The sequence below is a fragment of the Sphingobacterium tenebrionis genome, from assembly GCF_037126265.1.
Taxonomy (GTDB): domain Bacteria; phylum Bacteroidota; class Bacteroidia; order Sphingobacteriales; family Sphingobacteriaceae; genus Sphingobacterium; species Sphingobacterium tenebrionis.
Genome location: NZ_JAYLLN010000005.1, coordinates 125,473 through 139,804, shown reverse-complemented (window position 1 = coordinate 139,804; position 14,332 = coordinate 125,473). Strand labels below are relative to the sequence as shown.

The 14,332-nt window shown below is 41.3% G+C and carries 13 protein-coding genes; 3 read left to right on the top strand and 10 right to left on the bottom strand.

Features of this window, described 5'->3' with window-relative positions:
• The first annotated feature begins 2 nt into the window (after positions 1-2).
• On the top strand, positions 3-2,519 hold the full coding sequence (locus tag VJ786_RS04065; protein WP_336557333.1) for a family 20 glycosylhydrolase: 2,517 nt from the start codon (positions 3-5) through the stop codon (positions 2,517-2,519).
• 77 nt (positions 2,520-2,596) lie between these two features.
• Here the strand turns inward: VJ786_RS04065 and VJ786_RS04060 are convergent, their stop codons facing one another.
• The 4 genes from VJ786_RS04060 to VJ786_RS04045 form a co-directional block, all read right to left on the bottom strand.
• Complete coding sequence (locus VJ786_RS04060) at positions 2,597-3,340, bottom strand: hypothetical protein (protein WP_336557332.1); 744 nt, start codon at positions 3,338-3,340, stop codon at positions 2,597-2,599.
• A gap of 27 nt (positions 3,341-3,367) precedes the next feature.
• Entirely contained in the window at positions 3,368-3,856 is a 489-nt protein-coding gene (gene ribH, locus VJ786_RS04055; RefSeq protein WP_336557331.1) for a 6,7-dimethyl-8-ribityllumazine synthase, read from the bottom strand.
• A gap of 61 nt (positions 3,857-3,917) precedes the next feature.
• Entirely contained in the window at positions 3,918-4,580 is a 663-nt protein-coding gene (locus VJ786_RS04050) for a tetratricopeptide repeat protein (RefSeq protein WP_099366425.1), read from the bottom strand.
• A gap of 81 nt (positions 4,581-4,661) precedes the next feature.
• A complete protein-coding gene (locus VJ786_RS04045) occupies positions 4,662-6,587 on the bottom strand; it encodes a polysaccharide biosynthesis protein (protein ID WP_336557330.1) in 1,926 nt (641 codons plus the stop codon).
• Between the two features lie 131 nt (positions 6,588-6,718).
• Between VJ786_RS04045 and VJ786_RS04040 the strand changes: the two genes are divergently transcribed.
• Positions 6,719-7,930 (top strand): alanine dehydrogenase, encoded by a 1,212-nt coding sequence (locus VJ786_RS04040; RefSeq protein ID WP_099366423.1) that lies wholly within the window; start codon positions 6,719-6,721, stop codon positions 7,928-7,930.
• A gap of 20 nt (positions 7,931-7,950) precedes the next feature.
• A complete protein-coding gene (locus VJ786_RS04035; protein WP_336557329.1) occupies positions 7,951-8,823 on the top strand; it encodes an alpha/beta hydrolase in 873 nt (290 codons plus the stop codon).
• On the opposite strand, the gene VJ786_RS04030 is transcribed toward VJ786_RS04035, so the two are convergent.
• The 6 genes from VJ786_RS04030 to porX form a co-directional block, all read right to left on the bottom strand.
• Complete coding sequence (locus VJ786_RS04030) at positions 8,789-9,847, bottom strand: ABC transporter ATP-binding protein (protein ID WP_336557328.1); 1,059 nt, start codon at positions 9,845-9,847, stop codon at positions 8,789-8,791. The genes VJ786_RS04035 and VJ786_RS04030 overlap by 35 nt on opposite strands.
• Before the next feature lie 61 nt (positions 9,848-9,908).
• On the bottom strand, positions 9,909-10,718 hold the full coding sequence (locus VJ786_RS04025) for an outer membrane beta-barrel protein (RefSeq protein ID WP_336557327.1): 810 nt from the start codon (positions 10,716-10,718) through the stop codon (positions 9,909-9,911).
• A 4-nt stretch (positions 10,719-10,722) separates the two neighbouring features.
• Positions 10,723-11,457, bottom strand: coding sequence for a hypothetical protein (locus tag VJ786_RS04020; protein WP_336557326.1), 735 nt, complete (start codon positions 11,455-11,457; stop codon positions 10,723-10,725).
• Positions 11,438-12,001: an RNA polymerase sigma factor gene (locus VJ786_RS04015; RefSeq protein WP_336557325.1), complete on the bottom strand. Its 564-nt coding sequence runs from the start codon at positions 11,999-12,001 to the stop codon at positions 11,438-11,440. Before VJ786_RS04015 ends, VJ786_RS04020 begins: the two co-directional genes overlap by 20 nt.
• 64 nt (positions 12,002-12,065) lie before the next feature.
• Entirely contained in the window at positions 12,066-12,476 is a 411-nt protein-coding gene (gene tsaE / locus VJ786_RS04010; protein ID WP_336557324.1) for a tRNA (adenosine(37)-N6)-threonylcarbamoyltransferase complex ATPase subunit type 1 TsaE, read from the bottom strand.
• Position 12,477: 1 nt separating this feature from the next.
• Positions 12,478-14,031 (bottom strand): T9SS response regulator signal transducer PorX, encoded by a 1,554-nt coding sequence (porX, locus tag VJ786_RS04005; RefSeq protein ID WP_336557323.1) that lies wholly within the window; start codon positions 14,029-14,031, stop codon positions 12,478-12,480.
• Positions 14,032-14,332 lie beyond the last annotated feature (301 nt).

Sequence of the window (14,332 nt, the reverse complement as noted above, 5' to 3'; positions counted from 1 at the left end):
TTATGAATCGATTAAAAACTTACCTTACACTGAGTTTGGGACTATGTCTCGGACTTCAGGAATCTTCCGCACAGAAGATCAAAGTAAAATGGGATTTTAGCGCTAACTACCATCCCAGCCAAAATCGGGTATTGCAACTGACCTTGATCAATACCGATAATGTGCCCATCCAATTGGATACCTATGACCTATGGTTCAATTCCATGTATCCCATTGAAGAAATTAACCAAAACAATGCTGAAGAAATTAACCAAAAAAATTACAGGTTCCATAACCGAAATGGTAACCTGTATTCCGTAGACTTTGCAAAGGGAACTCGGATAAATGTGAAAGATTCTATAACACTAGAATACAAGTCCCCTTATCCCATTACCCACACTTCACTGACACCAAATGGGTTTTACCTGGAAAGTAAGTCCAAACCAAGCAAGCACATTGAGATAGGACATCCAGAAGTGATTGCTGCTAAGGTCACCCCACAAGAGGAAAACAATATGTTATCCGCGCTTTATGCACGAAATAGTTTGACCCATAATGGCAAGGCGCAGGCCATTTTACCAACTCCCGCTCATTTGAAAATGGGAAATGGGGCTTTTAGCCCAGGTAAGATACTGGATGTTTCTATCGATGAGGGATTCAATAATTCAGATAAAAAATCCTTTAGCGAATATCTCCGCACTTTCCCAAATCTGGCCCAAATCCAGGCACCCAAAGGTGACCAAGGCAAGCTTAAAATAAGACAGAACAAGGAATTAGGCAAGGAAGCCTATCATTTAAAGGTTTCAACGAATGGGATCGAAATTTCCGCTTCCCATGCGGCCGGCGTTTTTTATGCCGTCCAATCTTTAAGATCCTTATTGAATCCGGAACAATTACAGGGGAAAACAGCCCTTTCCTTTCCTTTTTTGGAAGTTCAGGATGAACCCAGGTTTGCTTATCGGGGGTTCATGATGGATATCGCTCGGAATTTTAAGGATATCCATACCATCAAGAAATACATTGATGTGATGGCTTCCTTGAAGTTGAATAAGTTCCACCTGCATTTTATAGACGATGAGGGTTGGCGATTGGAGATCCCCTCATTGCCAGAATTAACAGAAATAGGATCAAAACGATCCGGAACCTTTAAAGATGGGAATAGCATTCAACCTGCTTATGGATCAGGCTCAAATCCTACCGAAAATGCCTTTCTGACAAAAGAACAATTTCAGGAGCTATTGACTTATGCTGCGGAAAGACATGTAACCATCATTCCGGAAATAGAGACCCCTGGGCATGCCAGAGCAGCCATAGAGGCCATGGAAACACGATACCATCGTTTGATGAAAGCCGGAAAGCAGAAAGAAGCTGAAGAATTCCTGTTGTACGAAGCTACTGATAGTTCCAAATATAGTTCCGCACAATATTGGGACGATAATGTGATGAACCCGGCATTGCCTTCTGTATATCGCTTTATAGACGTGGTATTGGAGGATATCAAGAAGATGTATCAGGAAGTGGGTTTGGAACTGAAACTTGTCTCCCTGGGCGGAGATGAGGTTCCATCGGGATCTTGGGAAGGCTCACCCATCATCAAGCAGCTGATGGCGAAAGAAGGGATGAAATCTGTTTATGAAGTTTGGCCATATTATGTGGAAAAGATAAATGCCATCTGTGCATCAAAGGGAATGAACATTGCGGGATGGGAAGAATTTGGTATGGTCAACCAAGGAAAAGGGATGCAGGTCAATCCTGAACTCAATCATTTGGACATGTACCTAGATGTATGGAACAATGTTATCGGTGGAGGACAGGAAGATTTGGCCTATAGATTGGCCAATGCGGGATATAAGACGGTATTTACCAGTTGTGCAAATTATTATTTGGACATGGTCTGGGATAGGAATTTCAATGAACCGGGCTTAAAATGGGCTTCCATAACCGATCTATACCATGCCTATTCCATGTTGCCAGAAGCATTTTTTGCCAATATGAAATACACACAGACAGGCAAGGATCTGAAAGATGAATATATTGCAGGCAAAGTAAGACTTACCGAGAAGGGGAGGTCCAACTTAGTGGGCATCAAAGCCGCATTGTGGGCAGAAACGGTACTGACTGCGGAGCGTATGGATTACATGTTGTTCCCCCGTTTGTTTGCCATGGCAGAGCGGGCATGGGCCCCAAAACGAAATTGGGAAAATGATAAGGAATTCAATAAATCCGAATTTGATAAAACGTATAATGCTTTTGTGCACAAGGTAGGTAGTAATGAACTTCAGAAATTGGATTTTGCCTTTGGCGGATTTAAGTATCGGCTGCCATCGGTAGGAATAAATGCTGAAAAGGGAACTTTACATGCCAATACGGAATATCCTGGCTTTCAGATCTATTATACAGAAGATGGATCGATACCAACAGTTAATAGCCGTCCGTATCCAAAAGGCGGGATTGCATTAAAAGATCATATGATCGTGAAACTGGCAGCCATTGATCAACATGGTAGAAGTGGACGAGTAAGTACCTATACCCGGAATTAAACAAGATTATTAAGATTAACAAGATAAAAAGGGCAAATCGGTTAGATTCGCCCTTTGCTATTCTATAAATTAAATTTCTAAAATGACTTAAACTTTTCGGTTTCCATTTCTGTGAAGGAAGCTACCTTTTGGTAGGATATGCTGTCGTTTGAGCCTTTGAAAATGGTGGGTAGCACCAAGCCATTTCCGATATCCTTGTAACCATTGACGATATAGCTCTTATTGTCCATATCGATCCGTTTGATCATTCCAGACTCCTCATTGACATATACACTTCCGCTTCCGCCAAGGAAATTGTTAAAGTCTACTTTTTGCAACTTTTCCGCATTGATGATCTTGCTCTCCGAGCCGCCATCCAAGGATGCGGTTGCAATACTCGCCGGTAAGGCTAGGACCTTGAGGTCAATGTTGTATTGTGCTGCTAGTTCTGAAACCAATCCTTTAAAGTCGGTGACAGAAAGTTCTGTGCCGTTTTCGTCGTATAGACGGATTAGTTTCTGGTTCTGAACGTTGAGGATAGCAACAATATTTTCATTATCAAATGTTCCTTCAAACCTGACCAAGTTACTTTGCTTGTCCAATAAAAATTTACGGGTTCCAGTGATGCTGCCAAATTGGCTGTTTCCTGAAACAGTAAACATAATGTACTTTGTTGATTCCCACTTATTTTTACCGCCCGCGCTGTTCCATATCTTATCTACTATGTTCTTGGATTGTGCCTTAGCTAAGTTAGGATATATACTTAGCAGGGTTAGGAATAAGCAGAAATAGTAAGAGGAAACCACACTTAGCTTCCTGGATACTATTAACCTGTGTTTCATATCCTTAGTCAATCAAAAACGATACCATTAATATTTTTTGCCGATTAGGGCCATTTGTATAGCTGTTATGGCTGCTTCTTCGCCTTTATTGCCATGTTTGCCGCCGGAGCGATCGATGGCCTGTTCCAGGTTATCGGTGGTCAACACACCGAAAATAACCGGTTTGTTATGTTGTATGCCTACATTTGCCAATCCATTGGCTACCGCCATACAGATAAAATCAAAATGACGGGTTTCTCCTTGGATCACACATCCTAAGGTAATAACAGCATCAATATCTCTTTTTCTCAAGGCGATATCACTTCCTGATATCAGTTCGTAACTTCCAGGAACTTCGATCAGTTCAATGTTCTCTTCTGTGGCACCGTGATCTAGTAATCCTTTATAGGCACCTTTTAATAATGCGCCGGTAATTTGGGCGTTCCATTGTGAAACCACGATTGCAAATTTAAGATTCGCTGCATTTCCTACTTCGATGTGGGAGAAATCAGAAAGGTTTTTTAAACTACTTGACATTTTTGTATAAATAAAAAGGGCTACCATCGGTAGCCCTCAAAGTTAATCAATTTTTTTAGGATTACTGTTTCGCTTGTACACGTGCTAGGAAGCTGTCGATCGTAGTCGACTCGCTGCTTTGCGGATACTCATCTCTAATGCGTTGGTACGTAGATTCTGCGTTTTTGTAATCTTGAAGCTCTTCGTAAACCAGACCCAACTTCTTAAGGAATAATGGGGTAGTATAAACGTTTTTGGATTTATCAGCTGCTTTCTTGTAATAATTAGCGGCTTTATCATAGATCTTTTCTTCAGAATAGGCATCACCCAATAGACCGATAACCAATGGATCTAAGATCTCCGATCCCGTTTCGGTGTACTGCTCTAAATGGTTGATGGCTTCCTTGAAATTCTTTTGTCGTAAATATAGACCACCTAGGTAAGCATTCGCAATGTTTGCTGATTTGGTGTTTGAATATTCGTCAGCGATTTCCTTGAAACCTGGAAATGCACCGTCACCTTCAATCGCTTTCTTTTGCAAAGAATCGATGGTAGCATAGTTTTCAGCATGGTACATCTGGTTTGCTGCTTTCTCTGCACGTGGCGCTAGATATAGTCTTTGGTACCCAATATACAATAGGATCAATACAATGATTCCTGCTACAATAAAGGTGATACTCTTTTCGTTTTCTTGGAAAAATGATTTCTTCGTGCCTGAAGAAACGGTTTGATTATTTTGTGACATTCTTTGTTTTAATAGATTATGGAAGGCAAAAATACACTTTTAAAGAATACTTGCAATAATTATAGAAAAATATTTATTTAATTAAGGGTTAAGGGAAGCCATCTTTTCCTTGTCCAATTGCTCATAGATGGAGTTTTGGCTCAGGAATTCAGGAACCATGACCTTCATCTGACGGACAATATTTAAGTTGTTGTGGCTTTCTAAAGCCTTAGAAAGGTTTAAAACTTCTTCTTTTACCCTGTTGAAATCGTTTCCACGGACCTTGGCGATCATGATCTTCTCATGGTGGGTAGGCAAGGTGTTCTCCAGGTCGTTCAATAATTCTTCATACAATTTTTCGCCAGGACGTAAACCGGTGAATTTGATTTCGATATCCTTGAAAGGAACATAACCGGATAATCGGATCATCTTTTTGGCAAGATCCACGATTTTAACGGATTTCCCCATATCGAACACAAAGATTTCGCCGCCCTGGCCCATATTACCGGCTTCTATAACCAGCTGACAGGCTTCGGGGATGGTCATGAAATAACGGGTGATGTCAGGATGGGTCACCGTAACAGGCCCACCCTTTTCGATCTGATCCCTAAATCTTGGAATAACAGACCCATTTGAGCCCAAAACATTTCCGAACCGCGTGGTAATGAAGCGGGTAGATTTGATGCCGTTCTGCGTGGATAGATATTCGTTTAAGGATTGTACATATTTTTCAGCTATCCGTTTGGTAGCCCCCATGATGTTCGTAGGGTTTACGGCTTTATCTGTAGATACAAAAACGAACTTTTGGATGTCAAATTCCACCGATAGATTGGCCAAAAGATAGGTTCCAAATACATTGGTCTTCACCCCCTCGCTCGGGTGGTTCTCCATCATCGGCACGTGTTTATAAGCAGCCGCATGGTAAACAAAATGTGGTTTAAAGGTTTCAAACAATTGGCGCATTCTTTCCTCGCTGCGGATATCGGCAATAAAGGTATGGTAGATCTGGTTTTTATAGAGGTCCTGAAGGTCCAATTGAAGGTTATGTAAAGGCGACTCGGCCTGATCACATAATATGATCATCTGCGGCTCATATTTACTCAATTGCTTGGATATTTCTGAACCTATAGAGCCTGCGGCACCTGTTACCAACACCCGTTTTCCACGCAACTGATCGAATAGTTTTTCATTGGAAATCTGTATGGGCGCTCTTTCCAACAGGTCTTCGATACGAACCTGTTTGATCTGGGCAGGGGAAAGATCCCCGTTCAATATTTTATTTACAGGAGGTAAAGTCAGTACATTGATGTTCTGCTCCAAAGCGATATCAATGATCATGTTCTTGTTGTCGATATCGATATTGGATGAGGCAATGATCAGTTCATCGATCCCATATTTTTTGATCATCCTTGGGAATTCCTTGGAACTGTAGATCTTTAGGCCATCAATGGACTTTCCGATCTTTTCCTCATTATCATCGATGTAAGCTACAATAGTCTTCTCCGATCGGAAATCGTGCTCAAAAGTCCGTTTTACGGCGATCCCCAGATCGCCAGCACCAAAAACAACCGCATTCTTACGTCCGTTTCTTGTTGATTTGGTATATTGGAAGAAGATCTTGATACAAGTACGGTAGGTGGTTAGGCCTGTAAAAGCAAACAGGGCATAGATGATGATCAGGTTGAGCGGGATGTTCACCGGGATTGCCAAAGCGATCAGCAATAATTTGGCAATGAACATGATGATGGCCGTGAAGACGATCGTAGATAAAATCCGGATGGAATCTACCGCAGAGGTATACCTTACGATACCACTGTAGAGTCGAAATACCAGAAACGAAAGGGCAGTCAGGGACATGCAGAATAAGAACTCGATCGAGAAATCGATTTTGGAAAAAGAATCGAGTTGAAAATTATTGTATAGCGTGAATGCGAAAATAAAAGCACATGCTGAAATAGCGATGTCGAAACTAAAGATTATCCACCGAGGAACAATCTTGATATGATTCAAAGGCTTTAGTAGTTTCATCGTACCTGGTTAGTTTGTAAACTTACGATTTATTGTTTCTAATATGTGATTAATTGTCAAATATAATCCTTTATGGCTGTTTAATTGAAATAATATTATGTATTTTTAGCATAACTTATTTTTTGTGTAAAATGATGAATGTGTCCAAATTAGCGCAACAGGGTGTGTTACAGCCTCAAGAAGCGCTGTTAAGTAGCGGGAAGAAAAGGGGACAATTGGCCATAGGAATTCCAAAAGAACATACTTTTCAAGAAAACAGGATCGCACTAACGCCATTATCCGTAGGTTTATTGGTGGAAAATGGGCACCGGGTAATCCTGGAGAGTGGTGCTGGGAATGCCTCCAATTTTTTAGACCACCACTACAGTGAACAGGGTGCACAGATCGTACATGATAAAAAAGAAGTTTTCCAGGCCGATATCATTATCAAAATATCCAGTCCTACACTCAAGGAAGTGGAATTGATGAAAACCAGACAGGTGCTTTTCAGTTCGCAGCAGCCATCCCTTATGTCGTTGGAAGTTTTGAAGGCTTTGATGAAGAAACAAGTTACCTCCTTATCCTTTGAATATCTGCAGGACGAAGGGGGGCATCTTTCGGTTGTCCGCGCCATGAGTGAAATTGTGGGTGCGACTTCCGTTCTGATAGCAGCAGAATATCTTTCGAATGTTTTTGATGGTAAGGGCCTGATGCTGGGTGGCGTTACGGGTGTTCCTCCTACCGAAATGGTCATTATCGGGGCTGGTACGGTTGGGGAATTTGCCGCAAGAACAGCCATTGCATTAGGAGCTCAGGTAAAGGTTTTTGATAGTTCGGTATACCGGCTTCGCCGGTTGCAGAGCAATGTGGGGAGCCGTGTCTTTACTTCGATCATCCAACCTATTGTGTTGAACAAGGCCGTGAAATCCTGCGATGTGGTTATAGGGGCCGTGCGGGCAAAGAACGGGCGTACGCCATGCCTGATTTCGGAAGATACGGTATCCAAAATGAAACCCAATTCGGTGTTGATCGATGTTAGTATCGATCAAGGGGGCTGTTTTGAAACCTCAGAAGTGACCAATCATGGTAAGCCTGTATTTAAGAAATACGATGTGATCCATTATTGTGTTCCGAATATTGCTTCCCGGGTGGCTCGAACGGCGACTTATGCTTTAACGAATATCTTTACGCCCATTCTGTTGGAGATCGGTGAAGCGGGAGGAATGAACAATATGATCTGGGCAAATCAAGGCATCAGAAGTGCCATCTATTTGTACCATGGCAACCTGACCAACAAGGATATGAGCGAAAAATTCAATCTACCTTGTAAGGATCTGAATCTGATTGTCATGGCCAATCTGTAAATAAAGCCAATCCTAAACCTATGAAAAAAATAATGTTGATCGTATTTACCGTGATTAGTTTGCAAGTTAATGCCCAAGAGACTGGGGTGAAAAGTTATTTATATGGTGATCAGGAGATTCCGGATGCTGCTAAGCCTATTTCCGAAATGGAAGGAGCAGATAAGCCAAAGCTCTATGCCCATCTTGCCACATCGAATGTAAAAGATGACTTGGTTTTCTTGATCATTCCTGGAGGAGGTTATGCTAGGGTAGCTATTGGGCATGAAGGCCATGATGTTGCAAAAAGGTTAAACGGCTTAGGTTATCACGCTTATGTGCTGGATTATCGTTTGCCTAAGGTAGAAACGATGAAAGATAAGCGCTTTGGTCCGCTACAGGATGCACAAATGGCGATGCAAAGGATACGGAAAGAAAACAAAGGGAAAAAGATCGTGGTGATTGGATTTTCGGCGGGCGGTCATTTGGCGGGAACATTGGCTAATTTTTATGACAAACCACAAGTAAAGGGCTGGAAAAAGGCTGACCTTCGACCTGATTTCTCCATACTTTGTTACCCCGTGATTTCGATGGAAGATGGAGTAACCCATAAAGGATCTAAACAGAATTTGATCGGGCCTGTTTCATCGCAGACTGATGTGGAACTTTTTTCATTGGATAAACAGGTCAGCAAAAGGACACCGCCAACATTTTTGATGAGTGCGAAGGATGATCAGGCTGTGCCGATAGAAAATAGTTTGAGGTACCAAGCAAGTCTGGAAAAATTTGCTGTTCCAAATACGCTATATACCTATGAAAAGGGCGGACATGGGTTTGGAATGCATAACAAAACCAGTGATGCCGATTGGTTTGCTGAAATGCTTAAATGGATTTCGGTTCAAAAACATGGTAAGTAGTTACGAGAATATCAATTCTCGTATTTTTTTTGACATCTAACCTTGGGAATTGGATCTGATGAAGGGTTACTTCTTCATTGCCAATGATCAATTCGTTGAAAAAGCCACGGAATCGGACATCCTTGATCCAATAATTGCCATTCAGGTTCAATTCTGTCTGTATATGTTCCTGTTGGATAGCAATGGGATGCTCGGTCTCTATACCTAATATTTTTGCCTCATTGGGCTGTAGGATATTACTTTTAGCCAATAATCGGGCAGTGTAAGGATGATGCGGCCAATTATATAAAGCATGTGGGTCTCCCGCATCGGCAATTTTACCGTTCTTCATCACGATAAGTTTATTGGCCATGGCCAAAACCTCTGCAGGGTCATGGGACACCATTACCAACGTTAGGCCGGTTTCGGCAACGATCTGTTGGATGTCCTGTTGCAATTCGTCACGAAAGGCAGCATCCACCTGGTTGAAGGGCTCATCCATGAGCAATACCTCTGGATCATTGATCAATGCCCGGCAGATGGCCACACGTTGTTTTTCGCCGCCACTGAGGTCTGCCACACGTTTTTTTGCCAAATGGTCGATCCGTAATCGCTCCAGTGTTTCCTGGGTTTTGCTCGCCTTTAGAGCAAGGTTGGTATTGGAAAGTTGGGAAGCCACATTATCCCATACTTTGGCATATAGGTTAAGATCATCAAATCCTTGGGAAACCAATTTCATGGCATCATGTCCTGGAATAAGCTTGTCCTTTCGGGTGGGAACCAACCAACCTCTGTACCTCACTTCGCCACTTGTTGGCTCCAAAAGACCGTAGATTAATTTCAATAGGGTGCTTTTTCCACTTCCAGATTCTCCGATGATAGCCGTAATCTGTCCTTCCTCTATGCCAAAATGTACATGATCTACCGCTGTAACAGTAATGTTCCCTTCGAAAACACAGGAAAGATCTTTTCCGTGGATCATAGGGAGATCCGGTTGTTGAACATCAGAAAATATATATTGACAGGAATTAGCTTGTTTACCCATATAAAAATGTCGGACCTTTAGGATCCGACACAAAAATACAATTTACATTTCATTTTTCTTTTTAAAAGCCCAAGGTAATACCGAAAGCAAGGTTTCGTAGGCCTTCCTGATCAGGGCTTTTTTCGAACAGGTCGTTCATGTAATATTTGGTGAAAAGACCAAAGTTGTCATATCCTATCCTTACAAACGGACCATATTGGAAGGTCTGCAGGTTATAGTTGTCCTTGTATTTCTGTTTTCCGAACTCTTCGCTCTTCAAGCGTTGAGTTCCTTTTAATAATACCCCTGTCATGGCACCAAAGGCAAGTTTCACTCTTTTTCCGCCACTCAATTGACGCGTTCTCAATTCAAAACTCAAAGGCACCCGCAGGTAAGTAGAAGTGATCACATTCTTGGAATATTTAGCATCTGGATTCAAATCATCATAAGCGATTGGGGATTGATCCTGCAATAATAGCACATCGTTTTTCAATCGCCAATAATTCCATTCAAATCCAGCGGAAAGATACATCTTGAAATTATCATTGAACCTTACACCGAATTGGGCAATATCAAATCCGAAATTGGAAGACTTCTTGTAGCTCATGAATTTATTGTCTTCGGAAAGGGTGAAGCTGCCATCATCTGACAACCTGGAGAAACCCCAATCTAACCTGGTGAATGTTATTCCGCCATAGGCTCTTGGATATTTGGAATCTGCATCGCCATCATCTTCTTGTTCATCTTCGTTTTCGGAATCCTGCTTTCCAATGCTGATGCTTACGTTATTAGATTCCCCTTTTTTCTCTTTCTTATAAACGATCTGTGCAGAACTCATGGATACACCTAAGATCAAAGCGGCAAAACTTGCTAGTAAAAATTTAAGTTTCATAGTATTATTTGGTTTTTGTAATCAATTTGGATAAATTTATTTTAATGGTTCCCTCTTCGTCTTCTGAAAACTCAACATCCTTGTTGATGATGTTGATGTTGTCAGCAACATTATTTAATAGCCTGACAAATAAACCTTGTTTGGGCTTAGTGGTAACAATTTCTGTCTTATTCAAAATGGCCTCCGTAGGTTCTACGGCTAAATTTGCTTGAGGAGCCGTTGATTTGGCAGTCAAGGGTTCTGCTTCCCTTGTCAGACTATTCGGTCCATCCAATTCCATTGTTGTTTCTATCGGTTGTAATGCCGGTACTTGTACCTGCTGCCTGCTCTCCGCTCGAATAACCACTGCTTTTTTTGATTGCTCTTTTAGGGCAATTGTTCTGGCATTTGGTTTTGCTTCCTGGGATTCAAATGCTTCCTTTGTAATAGGTTCCCCCCATTTCTCCGCTACCATTTGGTCCGGTTTCGGGGATTCATTTTCTTCCTTGATTTTGGCTAAATATTCCTTTTTCGGATCCACCTGCTCCTCCTTGAATTGGGAAAGCTTAAACGTAAATCCCAAAGCCAACAACAAGGTTGCTGCAATGCTCCATGTTTTCCAAGGAAACATCTTTTTAACCTTTGCAGGTTGTTCCTGATCGAGTGCAGACTCTATCTTTTCCCAAAGGTTTTCTGGAGGGTTTACCTCAAAATCCCTTAGGTTATCCTTAAAGATTTTATCAAATTCTTGATCTTTCATGTATGTTTTCCTCCATTTTTTTCAACTTTTCCTTTAGCCATTGTCGAGCTCGGGAAAGTTGGGATTTCGAAGTGCCTTCTGACATATCCAGCATCTCCGCAATTTCTTTATGATTATAACCTTCAATGGCATACAGGCTGAATACCGTCCTGTAGCCTATGGGCAATTCCTTTATCATGTTGAGCAGGTCTTTGTAGCCCAAACTGTGCATGTCAAAATCAGCCGGTAGTTCATGGTGATCCTCAGAAATGCTGTCTGTGGTTTGGAACACGGTCTTGTTTTTCCTATAATATTCTATGGCCGAATTCAGCATCACCTTACGGATCCAACCTTCCAAAGAACCTTTACCTTCAAAGTTTTGACCTTTGCTGAACACCTTGATGAAGCCAATCTGTAGGATGTCTTGAGCCGATTCTGCATTTTCAGCAAATCGTAGGCAGACAGCATACATTTTTGGGGCGAAATATTGGTACAATTCCGATTGTGCCTTCCGATTGTTAGATAGGCATTCTTTCCAGGTATGTAATAATTTCGAAGGCTCCAATTGTGTTCGGTTTATAAGTAAGACGCAGCTGAGCCAAGGATGGTTGCGTCAGTATGAAAAAATATTAAATTAATTGTATATGACGTCTGAACTGATCGTCAACTTGGATGCTGACCTCGATGGCATCCTCAGGAATAAGGTTGGGGATTTTTTCAGGCCACTCAATAAAACAGTAATCCCCAGAATAAAAATACTCTTCGTAGCCTAGATCAAAAGCCTCCTGCTCATCTTTTAACCTGTAAAAATCAAAGTGGTAAACAGGTCCATGGGCAGAACTGTATTCATTGACAATAGAAAAGGTAGGACTGGAAGTCGCATCTTCCACACCCAATTGTTCACAAATGACCTTAATAAAGCTGGTTTTTCCGGCACCCATAGGTGCCTTGAAAATAAACACTCGTTTATCGTTCGCTTGTTGGAGCAGCCATGTTGCCGCTGCTGGTAAATCTTCCAGTTTACTGGCGATAAATTCCATATTATTTTGGACTATAAGTGATGAATGGGATAATCATTTCCTCTAGGGAGATACCTCCATGCTGAAAAGTTCCGCCGAAATAATTCACAAAATGATTGTAGTTGTTCGGATAAACAAAGTAGGTATCTTCTTTTGCGAATACAAAGGAGGAGCTGACATGGATCCTTGGTAATTGCGCATCAGTTGGATTTTTGATCACAAATACATCTTTATCTACATAATTCAGATTTTTACCCTGTTTATACCTTAAATTGGTATTGGTGTTTCGATCACCGATAATCTTGCTCGGTTTCCTCACCCGGATGGTTCCATGGTCGGTGGTAATAATAACCCGAACCTGCCGTTGGGAAAGCCATTTCAATACTTCCAGCAAAGGGGAATGTTCAAACCAGGACAGGGTGAGCGATCGGTAAGCAGCCTCATCATTGGCAAGCTCCCTGATCATGGCCATATCGGTTCGAGCATGGGACAGCATATCCACAAAATTATAGACAAACACGTTCAGGTCGATCTGCATGTGCTTGTTGATGTTTTCCAAAACATCTTTACCTTGTTCTAAGGTAATGACCTTGGTGTAACTATGCTTGATTTCTCTTCGATAAAGTCTTTTGATCTGATCAGTTAGGAATACATCTTCATACAGGTTTTTTCCACCTTCATCATCGTCATTTTGCCATTCCTTCGGGAAACGTTTTTCCATTTCTAGAGGAGTCAGGCCAGAAAATATCGCATTCCGAGCGTATTGCGTGGCTGTAGGAAGGATACTGTAATAACTATCTTCCTCTTCCACCCGGTAATAATCGGTGAGCACTTCATTGATAACCTTCCATTGGTCGTACCGCAGGTTATCAATCAAAAAGAAGAAGGTAGGTTTGTCCGGTTCCATTTTAGGGAACACCTTTTTCTTGAACAATTGGTGGGAAAGGGTGGGGCCTTGCTCCGGATTTTTGATCCAATTCAAATATTCCTTCTCAATGAATTTAGAGAACAATAGGTTGGCTTCAGACTTTTGCATGGTCAGGATTTCATGCATGCCGGCATCCTCTAATTTTTCTAAAGAAAGTTCCCAATACAAGAGTTTTTTATAGGCATCTACCCATTGCTGATGATCGAGATCCTCATTCATGCGCATTCCCAATTGACGAAAATCCTGCTGGTAAGCCATGGAAGTTCGTTCCGATACCAACCGCTTGTTTTCGGTAAACTTTTTAATGGTCAGTAGGATCTGTTTAGGGTTTACAGGTTTGATGAGGTAATCATCTATTTTAGCACCTATCGCTTCTTCCATCAGATGTTCTTCTTCATTTTTGGTGACCAGCACAGTAGGGATGGAAGGGTTGATGCCTTTAAGGATATTCAACGTTTCTAAACCGGTAAGTCCAGGCATGTTTTCATCCAGAAATACCAGATCAAAGGGTTCGCTCTGGAATGCTTCCACAGCATCCGCGCCGTTGTTCACGGTCTTGACCTTGTAATCCTTTTGTTCCAGCAACAAAATATGAGGTTTAAGGAACTCAATTTCATCATCTGCCCAAAGTATATGTATTTTCTGCATGTATCGTTCTGAGTAATGGAGGCTAATTTACGGATATATGTTTAGAACTAATAAAGAAGATAGGAATTTAAGTAATCATTAAAATTATGTGTTTATAACATATATTACATCTTTTATTGGAATTTTAGTGAGATTTGTAACAATTGATTGAGATATGAAAGTTAATTCGGTCTATAAAATGCGGTTTTCCTCTCAATTTTGATGGTTTTTGATATAATTTTAACATTTATTAAGTACCATCTGTGTATCTTTGCGCGTATCTTAGCCATAGCATTCGATGAAAACTCATGGTAAATGGCTA